Source organism: Chitinophaga sp., from assembly GCF_039596135.1.
GTDB lineage: Bacteria > Bacteroidota > Bacteroidia > Chitinophagales > Chitinophagaceae > Chitinophaga.
The window spans coordinates 1-19,936 of record NZ_JBCNKH010000044.1; the positions used below are offsets into that span (position 1 = coordinate 1).

Below are 19,936 nucleotides of genomic sequence, written 5' to 3' on the forward strand. Positions count from 1 at the left end.
GGGAAGGTTTGCCTAAAGTCTGCACGGTGCCACGGGGGCGGGAGGTTCCATTCCCCCTGTCATGCCACATAGGGGTGGCGTCGAGGAAACCACCTCTCCATACCTGTGCCAGCATGCCTCTGTCCATATCGTAAGTGTAGTGTACCTGTTCGGGGCTACCTACGTTTACGGCATGCACAATGCGAAAGTCAGGTACGTCCATGAAGCTGCGGAGAATTGTAGTTACCGGAGCATCTACATAGATAGGATCTACATTGTCGCGGCGGTTGTTGACCACCTGTGGATCATTGGCGGCATCTCTTTTTTTGATGCTGATGTTTTTGAAAGCAACGGCACCATGATCGCCCTGCAGGCGAAGCGGACCGGTAGCGCTTTCGGTACCTCCTGCCATAGCGCCACGGGTAGCGCCGAGGAGTTCTACATCTTCATGAATGACAGCGCCATTCAGGGTGATGAGCAGCATACGGGCATTGGCAATCTTTTTGCCATTGGCGTCGAAGCGGGGTGCCTGGAAGGAGACTTTCAGGTGTTGCCACAGGCCTGGTGCACGGCTTACATTGTAACGGGGAGCATGGCCTTCATAACCCTGGAGTCCCGAGGGACGACTGTCTTCCCAGCGCTCGTAAATACCACCGTTATCGCCGGCGGTAGGATTGGTTTTGCTCCAGCTATCCAGGAGCTGGATCTCGTACCTGCCTTCGAGGTATACACCTGAGTTGGAGCCGGGCGCCATCATATAGTCCAGTTCCAGGTCTATATCCCCATATTCGGTATTGGTGAAGAGGTCCTGGCCCGGGTGTTTCTTGTCCGGGAGGTTCAGAAGCACACCTGTACCTGGGGAGAAGCTCAGTTCATGAGGTTTGTCCAGGGCGGCGGCAGCGTCGGTGACGATGCTCCAGCTGGGACCTGGGTCATGAAATGAAGATAAGTCCTGTAGTGGCAGACTGCCGGATTGTGCGGATGCTGGGTTGACAACAGCTATTCCCATACCACAGAGGCAAAGGAAGCACGTCAAAGACCGGCTAGCATGATTTTTCGATCTAAGTACCATAACGTTACAATAAAATTGCGCCAAAAGAATGTGAAATTTTAGCGTTGAGACCTTTTGACGATTATGCAATATAGAAATTGAAATCGGGAAGTACAAGAAGTTAGGGATAGGCGGAGTATACCCTGGCCATAGTATAGTACTGTAAGGTCATTAAAAGATCACCAAAAGGTCACTTCAATATCCCGGGGATATAGAGGTGACCTTTTGATGACCTTTTAGCAATGCTTTAGCACTAAGGCTTGAGCGAAGGCTCGCCCTGTTCAGGGTGGACTAAAGGTGGACTTATACCCTCCTTATTCCTTAATAAATGATAAATGAATATTCCGGTAGGCAGGTTTTGCCAATTGTACTTTCAGTTTTTTGAAGGTCTCCATTGGCCCTTTGGTGGCGAAGAGATTCACCAGCCAGACAGGGATAGAACCTCCAGGGTCAGTTTCCAATGTATAGTCAATATACACCATATTGTTCTGAAGTGGGGTTAATACCCATTTTCCGTAAGAATTACGAACTCTGATAATATCTTTTTTTTCCGGTACATAATTGTGTACTACCGGGCCATCGATGGTCACCACTCTTGTTTTCGCATCCTGGGTTGCAATGAGGTGCGCTACAAAGTCCCGGTTGGTAATGGGCCATGGTAAGGCAACTTCAGAGTAGTAAAATAGTTCAGAGGGACCTACCTGTTTGAGTAGTGTGGCTGATTTTGTACTGTAAACCCAATCTTTTGCCGACGAAATGTCGAGAATAATGAATACTAATTGACTAAGGGTAGCTTCTACTGCAACTTTGACCCGGATGGCCTTTAAGTTGGAGTTTTCAACTGTCTTCGTATAAATCTTAATCCCGTCCTTATTATCTTTTAGTTTCCAGTCATTCTGGGCGTAACAAAAGAGGGATAACAGCATAGCCGTGCTAATGATCATTAAACGTTTCTTCATGTCTGTGCCTTGGCCAAACGGTTGATAGCAAATTGGCCGGGTTGCTTGCAATTTACGGATTAAATGATTCGGGGAAGTTGGGAAGGCGCTTTCCTGAGTGATAGTACAGCATTTTAGCAATACTATAACACTTTTACAGGTAAGCGCCCTTCCATGCTACTTAGCTGACGGCATACACCACCTCGTGGGCTTCTGTAATATCCGGCACTTCCAGCTTATGTACCAGCCGTTGCATCACAGCAGCCGGTACTATAGCTTCCCGCGCACTGTTTTGTTTAAACAACGCTTTGTATGGGACTTCAACATATATGACGATTATCTCCGCCGTATATTGTATGCACAACGAAATTAATTGTTCCCGCATAGAATGTGTGATGTTTGTAGCATTCCACACAAAACTCTGCTGGTTCCGCAGGTATACTCTTGCTTGTTCTTTTGCCTCCTGGATCACGCGGCCATTACCCGATTTATCGGTAGGTGCGATTTTCATACTTATCCTGATGGCATCCAGCGAAACGACCGGCCAGTCTTTGAAATGCTTTTGTACGTAAGTATCTTTTCCTGCACCTGGCAACCCACTCATGATCACCACCTTTGTTTTGGGTTGATCATAAGGGATATATTCGCGGGCTGCACCTGCTTTTTGCAGGTAATTCATACGCGCATGTGCATTGGCAAAATAGGGTGCCTGCCCCCAGCATTGCTGTTCTTTGCACAGCTCTTCGAAGCAATCAATTTTATATAACAGGTCTTGCTGATCATGGCAGATCCTTCCGGATACATCTGCCTTTGCCAACAGTGCCAGCAAACGAGTATCTACCTGCAAAGCTGCGGTAATCAAAGCTTTCACCGGATCCGGTTTTTCAAATATCCACAAGGGCAATCCATGAAAACGTACCAGTTTTGCGATCTGTTCCCTGATAGCAAATGGGGTAGCTATTTCTTTGTATAAGATTTGCCGCGTTGTCATTTCTCCTTTGCGTGCATGACCGGGAGAGGTAACCGTACCATCAGGCAGGGTTTCCGTAGTTCCCGCTTTCTCTACATCGTGCAATAATGCAGCCGCCCACATGATCTCCTGTGTTTGTGCATCGAGTGCCTGGTACGCTGGTAAACCGATCAATGCATCGATCACCATCTGCGTATGTATGGCCACATTTCCTTCTGCATGATGGCGGGCATCCTGCGGTGTAGTGCGCATTCGTTTTACCCAATCATAGTGTGCTTCTAAATAATCCCATGATTTATTTTCACTGATAGTCCACATGTTGACCTCCTTCAAAATTTAACCGGGCACGACGCCAGTTGCGCGTCCAGTGCACATCTGTTTTTACGTGCCCTTTTCTTACATATTTAAATACGTGTTCAGCAAACGATGCTACGGGATAACTACCTGCATCTCTTGTAACTACGCCTTCCATGGTGGCTGGTGCACCGGTGAATGCATCGTGTGCGGCAAAGGCACCGGGGCCTGCGACAATACTGAGCAGTTCACTTTCGAATGATTGTTGGGAAGTGGGTGTAGTCAGTGTTTTAATGACTGGTACAACCGGCAGGTCCAGCATGGCTGCATAAAAGCAGGTTTCTTCCCAACTGAGCCATTGCCCTTTTTCTCTGATGGCAAATACATAGAAATGATGATCGAGATTTTTGTAGGCGATAGAATGAATCGCGTACACATTCTCCAGGAATATTTCCAGTTCGCCAAGATCATTTTTTACTATCTGCCAGTAGCGGCGCAAGCTCTCTGTCCAGGGAGATGTAGTGGGCGCTACGTGAGAGCGTGCAAATACACCATGCCTGGAAAGACAATTATTTTCACCGTCCAGTTTTTCCGTGTGTATGAGTGTGGGTATAGTGCTGATGTATTGCCAGTAATCATGCTGGATACGATCATCACTGGTAGTACCCGGTGAGAACGGAAAATGATAGGTACGGCCATATTTTTCTGAAATAGCCATGTTGTTCAGGGTTTGATAAAGACAAAGAATTCACAGGCCATGCCTGCAAGGGTGCAGGTGGCGGGAGTAGTGTTTAATATGCCTGTGAAATTACATGGCGCAAGGTTTGAATTGTTTTTTTATTGGCGGCAAAGATATGGATTTTTCGGGCATGTAATTTGATTTTTCAATTGTGGAACTAAATGTTTGCAATATGAGACACAGATTCATACCATTGTTGCTGGGCATATTATTGTGGGGAGCAAGCTGTGTACCACCGCGTCATGGACCGCCAAGGCCGCCCAGCCCTCCCAAACCGCCGACCCCACCCCATGGAGTTATTCATGTAGAAATACCGGATAGTAGTTTTCAGGCACCGGTTATCGCAATACGATAAAAAAGGAAGAGGCTTCTGCTACAAAACAGAAGCCTCTTTAATTATTTTGTCCTGGTTTCTTCCTGTAACTGATGGATGATCGCATCCAGTTTTTTAGGATCTTTCATGTAGGGCGAAAGATCGAATAACTCTATTTTTCTAAAATCAGTCGGCGCACTTTCACCTTGTATGGAGATAGTGCCTTCGCTCAGTAAACGTCCTTCTTTGAGCAAGGCCGGATCTGCATCTGCCACATTTCCACCACCTACCTGCGGTTTATTGTATACAAGGACGGTATCGTTAAATACAATGTGTCTGATCACAGAGTCACCTAACACCAACGCACCTACTCTTACCCATTGTTCTCCATGATATGTTTTGGAAGTACTGGTAATGCAATGTTCAGTAATGAGCTTTCCATTGATAACGACATTGGTACCTGGCGTACATAAATTGCCGGTGGAGCGTGGGTCTTTGCCATTACCACCTAACAACTGGTTTTCCAGGGAGATGGGGAAATCCTGGTTTAAACCCATGCTGGCAGCCGTTTGCCCATGCAGCATCAAACCATTGTTACGCAACGCCCATGCCGGGCCGCCTTTCACCTGTTCACCCACAAAACGATATTCTGCAATCAGCAGGTATGCGGAGAAATTCTTTCTATAAAACATATGGCCGAAGCGGTCACCCCAATCTTTATATTGGTCATAGCGTACTTCAAGAATGCCATTTTCCACACGGAAGGTATTGCCGAAATTATCGTTCAGTTTATGACCCCTGATTTTAATATCCCAGTTTTTCAGATCTTTCCCATTGAAAAGTTGAATCCATCCTTTTCCAGGTTTTTGCTGGGCCGAGCAGGCGAGGGACAACAGCAGGTAACCAGCAGTCAACAGTTTTTTCATAACTCTGTTTTTGATTTTAGAAGTATTAAGATATGTCATGTCGACAATATTTCATAGCAGGGTGGGAATGACTGGCAGTCTGTGAAATTCATTACTCAATTAAATTTTTTAATAATTATTGAATATCAACTATTTGAACCTTTAGCAGCATTTATGCATTATAATTTGTAAAAGTGTTATTATGAGCAATTATAATCATCCTCTGAATGGTCATGGCGAACCCAAAGCCACCGCTTTGTATGAACACTCCAATGTACTGAATGTTAGTAAACCCGGACGTATCGCTTCTATTGTAGGCGGTGCATTAATGACCACCAGTGCTATCAGCCAGGTCAACAAACACCCCGTTCGCAGCCTGATCAGACTGATTGCCGGTGGTTATCTTTTATACAGGGGCATTTCGGGTAACTGTCCTATTTCCGCGATGGCAGGCAGAAGATTGTCTGACAAGCATACCAGTGCGATCAATATCCGTACGAAATTCATTGTTGACAAGCCACGTTTTGAAGTGTACAATTTCTGGCGTTCTGTAGAGAATCTGCCGCATTTTATGCGCCACCTTGCTGTGGTTACAGAAACAGACAGTCATCATTCACACTGGGTGGCCACCGGCCCTGGCAAACTCGGCCGGATTGAGTGGGATGCCGAGATTATTAAAGATGAACCCGGAGAACTGATTGGCTGGCGTTCTGCAGCAGGCTCTGACATTGCCACCGCAGGCAGAATTTCGTTTAGTGACGCGATCGGTGGCGGCACTGAAATGGAAGTAATCATTACTTACCGTCCGCCCGCGGGTTATGTAGGTACAGGACTGGCGTGGATTCTGAATCCTGCATTTGAAAATATGATCAGGAAAGATATCCTGAGATTTAAGAACTATGTGGAAACGGGAGAAATTACAGCACTGTAGAGCATGGTTTCACTTTTTTTTTACATTCCACAGGCCGGTCTGGCCTGATATTTGGCACACAGTAACTGCATTTTGTTTAACCTTATAAACTTTTTTTATGAGTACAATGAAATTATTATACGGCGCATTAGCAGGATTGGCAGCAGGAGTTGCCATCGGAATTTTAACTGCACCAGATAGTGGTGAAGAGACCAGGAAAAAGATCAGAAGATCAGCCCATGATGTAAATAATCGTTTCAGAAGTATTGTTGGGAAAGGTGCAGATGGCTTGTCAGAGCTAAAATACATCTTCGAAAATGAGACAACCGGGTTAAAAGAGGATGTGAAGGAACGTGTACTGAAGATTATAAATGAAAGCAATCAATCTTACAAAAAATTTAAGAAAGAAGCGCTTTCATAAGTATATATAAACGGATGGCCACGCGAATAAAATAAAAAGGTCCTGCTGTGTGAGCAGGACCTTTCTATTTATTCAGATTCAGCTAAGAGTGAATTGACAAGCTGATTAAATTCTTTTTTGAATGCTTCGTAATGTTCTCCTGTACCAGGACCGGAAAAACCGGTATGCACCTCCTTCACATTTCCTTTCTTATCTATAAAAATAGTGGTCGGGAAACCTTTGATGCCCGTCAACTGCGGCAGGGTCTTTTCTGCTTTTTGCGGATCGCCGGGTGTTACGCCTGTGATCAAAACAGGATAGGTCACATCAAATCTTTTCAGGAATCCTGACAGGGCCTTTTGGGATATTGCAAAATCATTGGTTCTTTCATATGCCAGACCAATCACTTCTACCCCACGGGCTTTATTTTCCTTGTACCAGGTGCTTAAGAAACCTGTTTCATCCATACAGTTAGGACACCAGCTACCCATCAGGGTAATTACCACTGCCTTGCCTGCAAAACGCTGATCATTGATGCTTACCTTTTTACCATTCATATCAGGAAAGGTAAAATCGAGGCGGTTATTCCCCGGTTTGGTTGTTGCCAGTGAACGTTCGTCGGGCAACGCTGCTTTGTCGTCTTTGCGTGCTACCCATTGTTCCTTACCCGCGCCAATGCCGGCATAGAAAACTCCATTCTCCAGGTAGCCATCTTTTGCCAATGCGGTGAAATAGTAAGCATGAGAACCATCGAAAGTAGACAGTTTCAGGCTATCGCCGTCTACTATCCCTTCCAGGAAACGGTAGTCGCCGGTAGATGTGAGGAAAGTACCTGTTACTTTGCTGCCGGTTTGTTTAAATTCTCCTACTGCGTAAGAAGAATCTGGTTTTCCCGGATTAAAGAACCAGGTGGCATAGCGACCGGTTACATTTATAGCAGCAGGTGATTGTGCATGGAAACGTTCTTTCACATTGTGTGCAGCAGTGAAAGGGATGGTGATATCCCTGTCAGGCATGTGGCGCACCCATAATCCTTCGAGGGAGCCGCTTCTGCTGATGGTTGCTTTGAATTCAGAATCGAAGAACGGCATTTTGATAAATACAGAATCCCCTTTCAGTTTTACGTCGTCCACGAGCATGCGATCCTGCGCATTGAGGATGTAGATTACTTTTTTGTGCGCACTGTCTTTCACTTCAAAGTTGAACACGATATCTGCGCCATCTGCACGATGCAGGCTACCTTTCCAGGTACCGGCAGGCAGGTTTTCCTTTTCCAGGCTTTTACTGAATATAAATGCTGGCAGTACCGCCAGTAACCAACAATGCTTGAGCATAGGTTTAGTCTATTAATTTTATGGGGTAAAGATAATAAATTAATACCGGGCACCAAAAAGCATGCTGCCAATGCGAACCATGGTACTACCTTCTTCGAGGGCGAGGGTGTAATCGCCGGACATGCCGATGGAGAGTTCGGCGAGTGCATCCCCTTCAGGTGCAAAGTTGGCTTTGAGCTGGGTTTGCAGGCTTTTTAAGTGCCTGAACTCGGCCCGCACCTGGTCCAGGTTGTCGGTGTTGGTAGCCATACCCATAAAGCCGGCGATGGTGATATTTTTAAACTTGTCTGGCTGTGCTTTCCATTGGGTAAGCAGGTCGGTGAGTTCGGTTTCGTCCAGGCCGAATTTGGTCTCTTCTTCGGCAATGTGTACCTGGAGGAGGCAGCGGATGGTACGGTTGTTTTTGGCCGCCTGTTTATTGATTTCTTCCAGCAGGCGCAGGCTGTCTACTGCGTGGATCATGGATACGAAGGGAGCGATGTATTTTACCTTGTTCGACTGAAGGTGGCCGATGAAATGCCATTCGATATCAGCTGGAAGGATAGGATGTTTTTCCTGTAGTTCCTGGACATAGTTTTCGCCAAAGATACGCTGACCGGCATCATACAGGGATTGTATGTCGGAGGCTGGTTTTACTTTGGAGACTGCGACGAGTCTGGCATGGTAAGGGGCCAGTTCGGCAGTGATTTTTTGAAATGCGGGTAAGTTTACTGACATGGCGCAAAGGTAGTAATTGTGGCCTGCGGCAGCAAGGAAGAAATCATTTTTGATCATGATCTAAATAAGACCCTCCATCAACTTTACCTTTCCTCTTTTTATTCGACGCCGCATTCAGCGACACCAGGATAATCATAAACGCTACCGCTGCCACTGACGGCGCTATAAACCAGAATGGCACAGACAGCATTACACTGATTACCGTTATCTTCAGAAAATGGGTAAAATCGCTGGAGGAATCTTTTTTATTAGTCATATACAAAAGTGTTTTAGCCGAGTATACTACGCCCGATCACAATCCGCTGCACCTCGCTGGTTCCTTCATATATCTGCGTGATCTTCGCATCCCTCATCAGCCGCTCTACATGATACTCTTTCACATACCCATACCCGCCATGTACCTGCACCGCCTCTGTTGTAACCCACATCGCCGTTTCAGAGGCAAACACTTTCGCCATCGAGCCACTAAGGGTATAATCTTTATGCTGATCTTTTTCCCACGCTGCCTTGAAACACAGCAATCGTGCCGCTTCTATACGGGTAGCCATATCTGCCAGTTTAAACTGGATAGCCTGATGCTGACTGATTTCTTTTCCGAAAGCCTTGCGTTGTTTGGAGTAGTTGACTGCTAATTCATAAGCGCCGGAAGCGATACCCAATGCCTGGGAAGCGATGCCGATGCGGCCACCTGCCAATGTTTTCATGGCGAACTTAAAGCCGAATCCATCTTCCCCTATCCTGTTCTGTTTGGGTACCTGTACGTCCTGGAACATAATGCTATGGGTATCACTGCCCCTGATCCCCATTTTATTCTCCTTGGCCCCTACGGTGACGCCGGGACTGTTTTTTTCTACGATCAGGGCATTGATGCCTTTGCTGCCTTTATCAGGGTGGGTCTGAGCGATTACAAGGTACACACTCGCACTGCTACCATTCGTGATCCAGTTTTTAGTACCATTGAGAAGGTAGAAATCGCCTTTATCTTCGGCAGTGGTGCGCTGTGAGGTGGCATCGGAACCAGCTTCCGGCTCACTGAGCAGGAATGCACCGGTTATTTCGCCCTTGGCAAGGGGTACCAGGTACTGCTGTTTCTGTGCTTCGGTACCATAGTGCTCCAGGCCCCAGCAGACTAATGAATTATTTACGCTCATGCATACTGACGTGGAAGCGTCTATTTTGGATATTTCCTCCATGGCCAGTACATAGGAGATCGTATCCAGGCCAGCACCGCCATATTTCGGGTCTACCATCATTCCGAGAAATCCCAACTCTCCCAGTTTTTTGATCTGCGCTGCGGGGTATAATTGTTTCTCATCTCGTTCTATGACGCCGGGTAATAGTTCAGTTTGGGCAAAGTCCCGGGCAGCCTTTTGAATCATCAGGTGTTCTTCAGTGAGTTGAAAGTCCATGGAATTTACGTTTTGTTGGAGTTATTGATATGAACGAATTTATCGTATTTATCCTTCTGAATTCCACATTTAGTCTTTATCCATTTTTATCTGGAAAACATTAAAGATTATTTGAAGATACCCTGTCCTTATTGGAATTATTACAGGTTTTCACCCGGGTATGTATATACCTCCACAGTGCAACCGGCCGCCCGTTCATTTAAAAACCATTAGCTTGCTAAACAGGAATAACATCCTTTTATGAAAAATATTAAGATCATTGAGGTGAAATCAGAGATTGGCGCGGGAACACGTGGCGCCAGCCTGGGTGTGGAAGCGATCAAGATAGCTGCACTGGACTTTATGAGCAACTTTTTTGTGCATTTCCCTACTGAAACAATTGAGACAGAAAATAAACTGCTGTTTGAACCGATAGAATCCCCTTATGCAAAAAGGATTAAAGGTACGCTGACACTGTATGAAAGGATTAGTAAGAGTGTGTGTGAGACGGTGAAAGCGAATTGGTTTCCTGTTATATTGTCGGGAGATCATAGTACGGCAGGAGCTACGATTGCAGGACTGAAGATGGCGAGGCCAAAGGCAAAGATAGGGGCAATATGGATCGATGCACATGCGGATTTGCACACACCCTATACGACGCCGTCAGGTAATATGCATGGGATGCCGGTGGCCATTTCCATTGCGGAGGATAATTTAGATTGTAAGGTGCATGACCTGGATGAGAATACGATTAAGCAGTGGGAAGCATTGAAGAATATTGGTGGGATTGCGCCGAAAGTGTTGCCGGAGGATATTGTGTTTATTTCATTGCGGGATTATGAAAAAGAAGAGGAATCTTTGATTAAGCAGTATGGGATGAAAGTGATTACGACGAATGAGGTGCGGAGAAAGGGGGCGGAGCAGGTGGCGAGGGCGGTGTTCAGGTATTTGAGTGACTGCGAGTATATATATGTGTCGTTTGATGTGGATAGTTTGGATTCGTCTATTTCTAAGGGGACGGGGACGCCGGTGACGAATGGATTAAGGGAAAGAGAGGTGGAGGATTTGATAGCGAAGTTTATGCAGCATAGGAAGATATGTTGTTTTGAGATAACGGAGGTGAATCCGACGTTGGATAAGGAGAATTTAATGGCGGAGATTGCTTTTAATATATTGCAGCGGAGCGTGAATGTGTTGTTGATGAATTAGCGAAAATGAATTAGCGAAAAAAAGGCGTTTACCTTCGGTAAACGCCTTTTTTTCGCGTGAAGGTGATTATTTTTTGCCTCTGGCAAAAAATAATCACCTGAGTATTTACCGTGGGTTCGTGTGCTTCATCCTGATTAAATTAGCCACGAGACCAGTCCAACCCGTCTGGTGCGCAGCACCCAACCCTTTCCCATTATCTCCATGAAAATATTCATGAAACTGTAGCAAATCAACAAAATGCGGATCCTGCTGCAATTTTTCATTATTTCCCAACACCGGCCTGCGGCCATTCTCATCCTTCCTGAATATCTTTAACAAACGATCCGCCAAAAAAGTACCCACTTCTTTCAGTGAATAATAAGAGCCGGAAGCAGTAGGATATTCTATACGGAAATCATCTGTGTAGAAGTAGTGAAACTTGCGCAGGCTCTCTATCAATAAGAAATTCATCTGTATCCATACAGGCCCCCGCCAGTTAGAATTACCACCATAGGTAATCGTATCACTTTCGCCCGGTACATACTTTACAATCAATTCAGTTCCGTTCTCTCTCAGCCGGTAGGGATCCGCTTCATATTTTTTTGACAAAGACCTTACTCCATATTCACTCAGAAACTCTGTTTCATCCAGCATTCGGTACAGCAGCCGTTTCATACGGTGCCCACGCAATAAGCTCAGCAAGTGTTTATTCTCCTTCCCTTCCTCATACCACCTTGACACCAGCTGTGCTAAATCTGGCCTGTGGCGTAGGAACCACGACATGCGCTCTGCAAAAACGGGATTATTCTCCAACGCTTCTTTTGAAATAACTTCTACCGCGCAGAGTGGAATCAATCCCACCATACTTCTGAATTTCAATTTCAAAATACGATTATCAGGCGCCCGTAACTGATCGTAGAAGAACTCATCTTCATCATCCCACAAACCACTATTGCCCGTACCCATATTCGCCATTGCACCGGCAATGTACATGAAGTGCTCAAAGAACTTCGTCGCCATTCCATTGTACACCTTGTTGTGATTACACAATTCTAATGAAATGTGCAGCATATTCAATGCATACGTGGCCATCCAGCTGGTGGCATCGGCCTGTTCTTCACGAACGCCATCCGGTAATGGAAGACTTCTGTCAAATGCACCGATATTATCCAATCCTAAGAAACCACCTTCGAAGATATTGCTTCCACTACTATCCTTCCTGTTCACCCACCAGGTGAAATTGATGAGCAATTTATGAAACAATGCTTCCAGGAAAAGATAATCCTTCTCCCCTTTTATCGCCGCATCCTGCTTGAATACACGATATACCGCCCCCGCGTGCACCGGTGGGTTCACATCTCCAAACGCCCACTCATATGCAGGAAATTCTCCTGACGGATGCATATACCACTCCTCTGTCAACAGCAATAATTGCTGCTTGGCAAAATCCGGATCGACCATGGCGAGGGTTACGCAATGGAAAGCTAAATCCCATGCCGCATACCAGGGGAACTCCCATTTATCCGGTACGGAAATGATATCTTCATTCACCAGGTGTTTCCACTCTTTATTCCGTCCATTCCAGCGCTCTGCGGGCGGCTTTGGCTGTGAAGGATCACCTTCCAGCCAGCGCTGTACTTTATAATAGTAAAACTGTTTATTCCACAGCATACCTGCCAATGCCTGGCGCTGTATCAGCTTCTCATCTTCATCTTTGATCTCTGCCTGCAGTTCTTCATAGTATGCATTTGCATCTGCCACCCTTGCGGCAAAGAGATCTTCAAAACCGGCAAACGGTTGCTCCTTGACCTTGTCAGCAAGTCTTAACCTGATAGTATGGGTACCATGAGCAGGTACAGAAATATCATAATGCACGGCGGCCTTAGTACCTTTTTTATCAGGATTAATGCTTGCAGCCCCATGTAAAATATAATCATTGATTCCATCCTTTGCATAGGGTGTGATGGAATCTACATTGTATAGTTTCTTATTGTTCGATTCATTTTCGCAGAATAACATTTCCTGTCCGCCTTCCTGGTACAGGTATTGTACCTGCAGTTTCTCATGCTCAAACCGGATTGTCTGTGCATCCTCCTGCCATAGTGCAGGTTTATAAGGTCTACGCCCCCACACCCAGGTATTGCGGAACCACACCGTTGGCAATACTGTGAGTGGTGCTTCTTCATTACTCCTGTTATGAATAGTGATTTTGACAAGGATATCATCCATATCCTCCTTCGCATATTCTATGAAGATGTCAAAGTATTTATCTTCATTAAAGAGCCCGGTATCGATCAGTTCATATTCTTCTTCCGCCTTGCTTCTGCGGGCATTCTCCTGTATCAGCTGTTCGTAAGGGTATTCCTGCTGTACATATTTATACAGCATTTTCATATAGGAGTGTGTGGGAGTTGCATCGAGGTAGTAATAGAGTTCTTTCACATCTTCCCCATGATTCCCCTGTGCATTGTTCAGACCAAAGTAGCGTTCTTTCAGAATAGGGTCTTTCTTATTCCAGAAGGCCAGTGAAAAACACAATAACTGCTTTTCATCACAAATGCCGGCGATCCCTTCCTCACCCCATCGCCACGCCTTACTCCTTGCCATATCGTGTGTGGTAAAATCCCACGAACTGCCGCTACCACTATAGTCTTCGCGTACAGTTCCCCACTGCCTGTCACTTACATAAGATCCCCATTTCTTCCAGCCTTGTATCTGAAGGCGTTGTTGTTCTTCATTCATCGTATGCTGCTTTTGATCATTGAATATGGAAGTAGGCCACCAGCCATCCCACCACTTCACTATAACTACGTATTCCTTTTTCCTGTTTATTCGCCTTCAGGTACTGATCATAAATCATAGCTGTATAATCATCTACCGGGCTGCTGTATCTTTGATAGAAGTTTTTTAACTGGCGGTAATCTTCATGCACGCCAGGCACTGCTTTCTGCCACAACTCCTTTGCCCTGGTGGTATCCTGCCAGCGCAATTGCCGGATACTGTACATAAACATCTCGAAATTGGCGGCATATCTGAACCGAACATCTTTTGCATGACCTGCTACAAGGTAGCCTATAAAATTAGCCTCTTCTTCTGCCCCATATCCCAATTGATGTGCCACTTCGTGACAAATCGTAAACGGATGTAAAAATCCCGGGGTGGTGGTATTCACCTGGGCCTCGCCGGTAAAGGGATTAAGGTAGCCCCCTACATTCATATAATTCATCCAGGTACCATACAGGGAGGTCTTGAGGCAGGGATGCGTATATTTCAGTACCGGCCATTGCTTTGCCGCCTGATCGTAGGCTACTACAGCGCGCTGAAAGAGCTGGGCACTGTCCGCCCCCGGATGCGTGGCGTGGAGAGAATCGCCCATTTCTATCCTGTTGGCGTTCACCCGTTGTAACAGGGTGTCTGCCAGTTTGTACAATTGCTCGGTGCCATACTCACTCACATCCAGCTTCATATCCGTTTCCAGCGAGAAGCGGTCATAGTTAAAGCCCCACAATACCAGGAAGGCCAGGTATAATGTCAGCACCGCACTTATTCCCCTTAGAAAATATAAAAAACTTTCCTTCCATTGGGTTTTAATCAGTTTATAACATAATTTTAACAAATAAATGCTACCTGTTATAACCCAGGCAGCATAAATTACGTCGCCAACACTAAAGGGTATGGATCCCAATGCCACCCTTAATAAGTTACTTATCCAAAAGTAGAACCTATGAAAATACCACCCTTCAAAACGATGGCTGAATGTGAGCAGCCCCTTCAAAATGACGATGCACAAAATAGTTACCACAATACGTACTCCTGTGTGCCTTATCTTTGTATTTGTATCCATACTAATCAGCGCGAAAAATGACAGATGAGATCTTACTGGGCGAACTTACAACAGCGCTATCCTGCCAGTCAGGAGTGAAAATACACATTAATTGCGCAGAAAAAATATCTGGTGGAGATATTAACGAAACATATAAGCTCTCCACGTCTGACGGGATGTTATTTCTGAAAATGAACGATGCGCATATCTATCCTGACATGTTCCTGCGGGAACTGAACGGGCTCAATATACTCCGTAGTACCAATGCTATCGCCGTACCCAGGCCACTGGCCACCGGTACTGTGGGAAACAAGGGATTCCTGGTCACTGAATTTATGGAAAAGGGCGGTGTAACGCCGGACTTCTGGGAAAATTTCGGTGCAAGCCTGTCAAGAATGCACCGGCATACACAAACTTACTACGGATTTCCGGAGACCAATTACATCGGTACCCTCAAGCAATATAATACGCCTTACAGCAGCTGGCCGGTATTCTACGCCTTTAACCGGTTGCAACCCCTTACCAGAACGGCTTACGACCAGCAGGTGATGGACAAAGGAATGGTGGTACAGATGGAGCACCTGTGGAAGCAGCTGCCAGGTATGTTTCCCGACGAGCAACCTGCATTGCTGCATGGCGACCTCTGGTCTGGCAATTTCATGGTAGGCAAGGATGGCAGGGCATGTGTATACGACCCGGCGGTATATTACGGGCACAGAGAAATGGATCTGGCTATGACCAGACTGTTTGGTGGTTTTGATACCCGCTTTTACTTCAGCTATCAGACCATGTATCCCCTGGCCGAAGGATGGCAGTCCAGGATTGGTATCTGCCAGTTATATCCACTCATGGTTCACCTGCTCCTTTTTGGAGGTAGTTATTATAATAGTGTGAAGGAAATTCTTGACGAATTCTGATTACTGATAGATTTTCATTCTATCGTATTCTGCTTCAATAATAGGATAGAATTTTTCCACTTCTGCTGAAATATCGGCAAACAGGGCATCGACCTCCTCAGGAGGCAGCGAGGTGTTTGCATTCAATGTATTTTCCAGGTTCTGCATACGGGCACTAATCCACGTAAGGCCCACCATGGAGAAGTTGGGTTTCAGTTTGTGCACCTGGAATTTCAGGAGTTCCCAATCCCGTGCATCTACTAAAGCCTGAATCTTCACCAGTTCTTCCCGGATTGTTTTCAAAAAAATTTCAAAGAGGTCTGCCGCGTACGAGATATTGTTCTCATACAGGGTATTGAGGTACTTTACATCCAGGTCCTTGTGGAATTCAAATCCAGACATGTTGTTTGTTTCTTCCATTATAAGTTCAGTTTCGTCTTCATTAAGGTATTTGTTCAACACCTGTAATAATTGATCGGGGGTATATGGTTTCGTTAGTATATCAGTGATTCCTGCCTGTCTTGCCTGTGCAAAGGTATTTTCCATGGCCAGGGCAGTGGTGGCTACCAGCGGGGTAGCAACGTTCGGTTTATCTTCATCTTCCCGGATCAGGCCAGCCAGTTCCAGTCCGTTGAGCCCGGGAATCCGGATATCGATCAGGACCAGGTCATACTGCCTTGAATTCAGGAAATAAAGTGCATCCGGGCCATTGGTAGCCAGCTGGTGCTGCACGTTATATTTTTCCAGCAGACTGTTAATGTAATGCAGGTTCATGGCATTATCTTCAATCACAAGAACAGTCGACCCTGAAAAACTGGCCTGCTTACGATGTGATCCCGGGCCTGGCGTGACAACGGCAGACTTGTGGGTATCGATAAAGGGCAGGTTGAATGAAAAACAGGTATTGTAACCGGGTGTTTCTTCCACACAGATGGCTCCCCCCTGTAGTTCAATCAGTTGTTTTGAGATGGCGAGTCCCAGGCCGGTGCCGCCATATTTTTCCCTTATTTCCTGTTCTGCCTGTTTATAATTTTTAAAGATCAGGTCCAGCTTGTCGTTACTGATGCCAATACCCGTATCACATACACGAAAGCGTACCCACACTTTATCGTCCTGCCAGCTTTCGGGGGTGACCCGGATGGCAATTTCCCCTTCGGGTGTAAATTTCTCTGCATTCCCTAACAGGTTCATTAAGATTTGGTTCAATAGGGTATCATCTCCGACCAGGTGATTCTGGATCCGGGGATCGATGGTAGCAGAAATTTTTACGGGGCGCTGGCCCAGTTTGAGCTCAAAAGTGTGCCGGAGGGATTGTACCAGGGCGGTGAGGTTAAACTCCCGCTGGTTGACCTGGAACTCCCCGGCTTCGATCTTTGAAATATCGAGGATATCAGAGATCAGTCCCAGGAGGATATTGGAACTGTGTTTTAATATATTAATATAGTCCTGCTGGCGGGCGTCGAGGTTCGTTTCTTCCAGCAGGTGGGTCATGCCGATGATGACATTGAGGGGGGTACGGATTTCGTGGCTCATGCTGGCCAGGAATTCTTTTTGTGCCCCCTGGGCATCTTCAGCCTGCTGTCGGGCCTGCTCAAGAGTAGCCTGCTGGAGCTGGCGGCGGGAAACGTCGGTTACCTGCCACATGCTGCCATTAAAGATACCGTTGTGCCAGAGGGGCGTATAGTTCAGTTCGAAGATACGGCCGTCGCAAAACCGGAGTTCCAGTCCAAAAAAGGGATTTTTTTCTTTTAACAGGTCTTCTACGGTGGCGAGGAAGGCTTCGGGATTCCGGGCGCCCCGGGCCAGGTGCCGGGCAATGAAGGCAAAGGGCAGATCGGGTACCAGGTCGAAGTCATCGCCTGTAAATTGTTGGAACACAGCATTTACCCACACCAGGTGCTGTTCTACATCGAGCAGGAGAATACCGGCATTGGTGTGTTGAAAATAGGCGCTGATAGGCAGTGAAAATATGTCCGGCGGCGAAATGCTTCGGGTAATGGGATGTTTTCTCGTACCTTTGATCCGGGCCATTGGTTATGAATGCAGGTGTACAGTGAAGTGGATTTTATACAGCACGAATATAATAATTAATTAATTGGTTTTCACTAATCTAACTGTACAATCCAGATATTCGGGCTATTGTGAAAAGGCGAATGTAGGAAATTTTTGCATTTGCAAATATTTGGTTACCTTTGCATCCCTCTAAAAGTGAGGATTTTATTATGAAACAACTCCGTCAATTTGAAATTGCCTTTGTGGGTCTTAAGCCCGGAGAGCATATATTTGAATACCAAGTTACGGATAGTTTTTTTGAAAACTACGGACCGCAGGATTTCAGCGACTGTAAAGCAACAGTAAAGCTGACCTTGGACAAGAAAAGTGATTTTTTCCTGTTAAAGTTTGAAATTGGCGGAACGGTTAGCGTAATTTGTGACCGTTGTGGGCAGCCATTTAGTCTTCAGCTCTGGGATGATTTTACCCAGGTGGTAAAGATGGTGGAGAATCCTGAGGAGATGGAAGGTGATGAGGATCCGGAAGTATCTTATATTTCGAGAACGGAATCGCACCTGAATGTCGGTGAATGGATTTACGAATTCATCAACCTGAGCATTCCTATGCAAAAGATACACCCGGATGTGGATGGCAAGAGTACATGTGATCCGAAGGTATTGGAGATGCTGGAACAGATGAACAAACAATCTGACGCTCAGGACAATCCAATTTGGAAAGACCTGGACAAATTCCGGAGCAATTAAAGCCGGCATTTGAGGAAAAGATACTTATTGAAACATTAAACTAGGACAATTAAAAACTAAATACGATGCCAAATCCGAAACGCAGACATTCTCAGCAAAGATCAGCTAAGAGAAGGACGCATTACAAGGCCTTTGCGGATACTTTAAGCACAGATAGCGCAACTGGTGAAGTGCACCTGAGACATCGTGCTCACTGGGTAGAGAACAAACTGTACTACAGAGGAAAAGTTGTATTGGAAAAACAAAGCAGCGCTAAATAATTTTGCTATTTTTACCCCCGAGCAAAGACAAATTTAAACGTTCATGAGAATCGGGCTAGATATGATGGGCGGTGATTATGCCCCCGTCGAAGCAGTAAAAGGAGTAAAGTTATTTTTAGATACTGTTGCAACAGATGCACATCTGGTGCTGATTGGTGATGAGGCAGCCCTGGCTCCTTTATTATCAGCAGCTCAGTTGGACCAATCAAAATATTCAGTTGTTCATTCATCTCAGATCATTGAGATGAATGAACATCCTACCAAAGCACTGAAGGAAAAGCCGCATTCTTCTATCGGTATCGGGTTTCACCTGTTACAGAGCGGAAAGATTGATGCGTTCATCAGTGCAGGGAATACGGGCGCAATGATGGTGGGAACATTCTACTCCATCAAAGCGATTGAAGGGGTTCAGCGACCAACGATATCTACACCTGTGCCAAGATTGGACGGCTCCCTCGGGCTGTTACTCGACGTTGGTATCAATGCCGATTGTAAAGCTGAGAACCTGCTTCAATTTGCAATACTTGGGTCTCTCTATTCCAAACATATCCTGAATGTTAGTAACCCAACCGTAGGTCTGCTCAATATCGGAGAAGAGGAAGGTAAAGGTAACCTGCTGGCACAAGCCACTTATCCTTTGCTGAAAGAACACCCTGGTTTAAATTTCATTGGCAATGTAGAAGGTCGGGATGTACTGACTGGCAAGGCTGATGTCATTGTATGTGAAGGTTTTACGGGTAATATTGTACTCAAAATGGCTGAGTCACTGCATGATATTGCAGTACAGCGGAATATTAATGATGAGTACATGGACCGGTTTAACTTCCAGAGCTATGGCGGTACCCCTGTATTAGGGGTATCAAAGCCGGTGATCATTGGACATGGGATATCGAAAGATACTGCCTTTAAGAACATGATCGTGCTGGCACAACAAATGATCGAAACGAAACTGCTGGAGAAGATCCGGGAGAGTTTTGTGAAATAATTTACATCCTATTAGAACTAGAAATTATTGATACCGGTCGTGAGGCCGGTATTTTTTTTATGGGATTAACTGGCTTGCGGAAGGTTTTTC

General features: G+C 45.8%; 19 protein-coding genes. 7 read left to right on the forward strand and 12 right to left on the reverse strand.

Going from position 1 to position 19,936, the window contains the following annotated elements; genetic code table 11:
• From ABDW16_RS21810 to ABDW16_RS21830, 5 genes are all read right to left on the reverse strand, one after another.
• On the reverse strand, nt 1-988 hold a 988-nt coding region (locus ABDW16_RS21810; protein ID WP_343672683.1), incomplete at its 3' end, for a DUF1080 domain-containing protein.
• A gap of 356 nt (nt 989-1,344) precedes the next feature.
• The gene (locus ABDW16_RS21815) at nt 1,345-1,989 is read right to left on the reverse strand and encodes an START domain-containing protein (RefSeq protein ID WP_343672684.1); all 645 of its coding nucleotides are present in this window, start codon (nt 1,987-1,989) and stop codon (nt 1,345-1,347) included.
• A 160-nt stretch (nt 1,990-2,149) separates the two neighbouring features.
• Nucleotides 2,150-3,256: an AAA family ATPase gene (locus ABDW16_RS21820; RefSeq protein ID WP_343672685.1), complete on the reverse strand. Its 1,107-nt coding sequence runs from the start codon at nt 3,254-3,256 to the stop codon at nt 2,150-2,152.
• Nucleotides 3,240-3,950, reverse strand: coding sequence for an RNA ligase family protein (locus tag ABDW16_RS21825; protein WP_343672687.1), 711 nt, complete (start codon nt 3,948-3,950; stop codon nt 3,240-3,242). Before ABDW16_RS21825 ends, ABDW16_RS21820 begins: the two co-directional genes overlap by 17 nt.
• Before the next feature lie 417 nt (nt 3,951-4,367).
• Nucleotides 4,368-5,210, reverse strand: a complete 843-nt coding sequence (locus tag ABDW16_RS21830) for a DUF1080 domain-containing protein (protein WP_343672689.1) — start codon at nt 5,208-5,210, stop codon at nt 4,368-4,370.
• A gap of 181 nt (nt 5,211-5,391) precedes the next feature.
• Between ABDW16_RS21830 and ABDW16_RS21835 the strand changes: the two genes are divergently transcribed.
• Both ABDW16_RS21835 and ABDW16_RS21840 read left to right on the forward strand, forming a co-directional pair.
• Complete coding sequence (locus tag ABDW16_RS21835; protein WP_343672690.1) at nt 5,392-6,120, forward strand: SRPBCC family protein; 729 nt, start codon at nt 5,392-5,394, stop codon at nt 6,118-6,120.
• A gap of 97 nt (nt 6,121-6,217) precedes the next feature.
• The gene (locus ABDW16_RS21840) at nt 6,218-6,520 is read left to right on the forward strand and encodes a YtxH domain-containing protein (protein WP_343672691.1); all 303 of its coding nucleotides are present in this window, start codon (nt 6,218-6,220) and stop codon (nt 6,518-6,520) included.
• 68 nt (nt 6,521-6,588) lie between these two features.
• Here ABDW16_RS21840 and ABDW16_RS21845 read toward each other — a convergent pair whose 3' ends face one another.
• The 4 genes from ABDW16_RS21845 to ABDW16_RS21860 are packed head-to-tail and all read right to left on the reverse strand — an operon-like array spanning nt 6,589 to nt 9,959.
• The gene (locus tag ABDW16_RS21845) at nt 6,589-7,833 is read right to left on the reverse strand and encodes a TlpA disulfide reductase family protein (RefSeq protein ID WP_343672692.1); all 1,245 of its coding nucleotides are present in this window, start codon (nt 7,831-7,833) and stop codon (nt 6,589-6,591) included.
• A gap of 39 nt (nt 7,834-7,872) precedes the next feature.
• Nucleotides 7,873-8,550: a YggS family pyridoxal phosphate-dependent enzyme gene (locus ABDW16_RS21850; protein ID WP_343672693.1), complete on the reverse strand. Its 678-nt coding sequence runs from the start codon at nt 8,548-8,550 to the stop codon at nt 7,873-7,875.
• A 43-nt stretch (nt 8,551-8,593) separates the two neighbouring features.
• Nucleotides 8,594-8,806 (reverse strand): hypothetical protein, encoded by a 213-nt coding sequence (locus tag ABDW16_RS21855; protein WP_343672694.1) that lies wholly within the window; start codon nt 8,804-8,806, stop codon nt 8,594-8,596.
• 13 nt (nt 8,807-8,819) lie between these two features.
• On the reverse strand, nt 8,820-9,959 hold the full coding sequence (locus ABDW16_RS21860; RefSeq protein WP_343672696.1) for an acyl-CoA dehydrogenase: 1,140 nt from the start codon (nt 9,957-9,959) through the stop codon (nt 8,820-8,822).
• Between the two features lie 240 nt (nt 9,960-10,199).
• Between ABDW16_RS21860 and ABDW16_RS21865 the strand changes: the two genes are divergently transcribed.
• Nucleotides 10,200-11,147 (forward strand): arginase, encoded by a 948-nt coding sequence (locus tag ABDW16_RS21865; RefSeq protein WP_343672697.1) that lies wholly within the window; start codon nt 10,200-10,202, stop codon nt 11,145-11,147.
• A gap of 105 nt (nt 11,148-11,252) precedes the next feature.
• On the opposite strand, the gene ABDW16_RS21870 is transcribed toward ABDW16_RS21865, so the two are convergent.
• Both ABDW16_RS21870 and ABDW16_RS21875 read right to left on the reverse strand, forming a co-directional pair.
• Nucleotides 11,253-13,928 (reverse strand): glucosidase, encoded by a 2,676-nt coding sequence (locus ABDW16_RS21870; protein WP_343672698.1) that lies wholly within the window; start codon nt 13,926-13,928, stop codon nt 11,253-11,255.
• Nucleotides 13,885-14,970, reverse strand: coding sequence for a DUF3810 domain-containing protein (locus ABDW16_RS21875; protein WP_343672699.1), 1,086 nt, complete (start codon nt 14,968-14,970; stop codon nt 13,885-13,887). Before ABDW16_RS21875 ends, ABDW16_RS21870 begins: the two co-directional genes overlap by 44 nt.
• Before the next feature lie 17 nt (nt 14,971-14,987).
• On the opposite strand from ABDW16_RS21875, the gene ABDW16_RS21880 reads away from it, so the two are divergent.
• On the forward strand, nt 14,988-15,866 hold the full coding sequence (locus ABDW16_RS21880; RefSeq protein WP_343672700.1) for a fructosamine kinase family protein: 879 nt from the start codon (nt 14,988-14,990) through the stop codon (nt 15,864-15,866).
• Here ABDW16_RS21880 and ABDW16_RS21885 read toward each other — a convergent pair whose 3' ends face one another.
• Nucleotides 15,867-17,876 (reverse strand): ATP-binding protein, encoded by a 2,010-nt coding sequence (locus ABDW16_RS21885; RefSeq protein WP_343672702.1) that lies wholly within the window; start codon nt 17,874-17,876, stop codon nt 15,867-15,869.
• A gap of 191 nt (nt 17,877-18,067) precedes the next feature.
• On the opposite strand from ABDW16_RS21885, the gene ABDW16_RS21890 reads away from it, so the two are divergent.
• The 3 genes from ABDW16_RS21890 to plsX all read left to right on the forward strand — a co-directional run bounded on the left by ABDW16_RS21890 (nt 18,068) and on the right by plsX (nt 19,846).
• Entirely contained in the window at nt 18,068-18,601 is a 534-nt protein-coding gene (locus tag ABDW16_RS21890) for a DUF177 domain-containing protein (RefSeq protein ID WP_343672704.1), read from the forward strand.
• A 65-nt stretch (nt 18,602-18,666) separates the two neighbouring features.
• Entirely contained in the window at nt 18,667-18,861 is a 195-nt protein-coding gene (rpmF, locus tag ABDW16_RS21895; protein WP_072356725.1) for a 50S ribosomal protein L32, read from the forward strand.
• Nucleotides 18,862-18,904: 43 nt separating this feature from the next.
• Entirely contained in the window at nt 18,905-19,846 is a 942-nt protein-coding gene (gene plsX, locus ABDW16_RS21900) for a phosphate acyltransferase PlsX (RefSeq protein WP_343672705.1), read from the forward strand.
• Nucleotides 19,847-19,936 lie beyond the last annotated feature (90 nt).

Bases quoted from the DNA above. Each gene is read 5' to 3' on its own strand.
- rpmF (WP_072356725.1), top strand. From the start codon at position 18,667: ATGCCAAATCCGAAACGCAGACATTCTCAGCAAAGATCAGCTAAGAGA.
- ABDW16_RS21835 (WP_343672690.1), top strand. From the start codon at position 5,392: ATGAGCAATTATAATCATCCTCTGAATGGTCATGGCGAACCCAAAGCC.
- ABDW16_RS21850 (WP_343672693.1), bottom strand. From the start codon at position 8,550: ATGTCAGTAAACTTACCCGCATTTCAAAAAATCACTGCCGAACTGGCC.
- ABDW16_RS21820 (WP_343672685.1), bottom strand. From the start codon at position 3,256: ATGTGGACTATCAGTGAAAATAAATCATGGGATTATTTAGAAGCACAC.
- ABDW16_RS21890 (WP_343672704.1), top strand. From the start codon at position 18,068: ATGAAACAACTCCGTCAATTTGAAATTGCCTTTGTGGGTCTTAAGCCC.
- ABDW16_RS21840 (WP_343672691.1), top strand. From the start codon at position 6,218: ATGAGTACAATGAAATTATTATACGGCGCATTAGCAGGATTGGCAGCA.
- ABDW16_RS21880 (WP_343672700.1), top strand. From the start codon at position 14,988: ATGACAGATGAGATCTTACTGGGCGAACTTACAACAGCGCTATCCTGC.
- plsX (WP_343672705.1), top strand. From the start codon at position 18,905: ATGAGAATCGGGCTAGATATGATGGGCGGTGATTATGCCCCCGTCGAA.
- ABDW16_RS21815 (WP_343672684.1), bottom strand. From the start codon at position 1,989: ATGAAGAAACGTTTAATGATCATTAGCACGGCTATGCTGTTATCCCTC.
- ABDW16_RS21885 (WP_343672702.1), bottom strand. From the start codon at position 17,876: ATGGCCCGGATCAAAGGTACGAGAAAACATCCCATTACCCGAAGCATT.
- ABDW16_RS21865 (WP_343672697.1), top strand. From the start codon at position 10,200: ATGAAAAATATTAAGATCATTGAGGTGAAATCAGAGATTGGCGCGGGA.
- ABDW16_RS21875 (WP_343672699.1), bottom strand. From the start codon at position 14,970: ATGGATACAAATACAAAGATAAGGCACACAGGAGTACGTATTGTGGTA.
- ABDW16_RS21830 (WP_343672689.1), bottom strand. From the start codon at position 5,210: ATGAAAAAACTGTTGACTGCTGGTTACCTGCTGTTGTCCCTCGCCTGC.
- ABDW16_RS21825 (WP_343672687.1), bottom strand. From the start codon at position 3,950: ATGGCTATTTCAGAAAAATATGGCCGTACCTATCATTTTCCGTTCTCA.
- ABDW16_RS21860 (WP_343672696.1), bottom strand. From the start codon at position 9,959: ATGGACTTTCAACTCACTGAAGAACACCTGATGATTCAAAAGGCTGCC.
- ABDW16_RS21855 (WP_343672694.1), bottom strand. From the start codon at position 8,806: ATGACTAATAAAAAAGATTCCTCCAGCGATTTTACCCATTTTCTGAAG.
- ABDW16_RS21845 (WP_343672692.1), bottom strand. From the start codon at position 7,833: ATGCTCAAGCATTGTTGGTTACTGGCGGTACTGCCAGCATTTATATTC.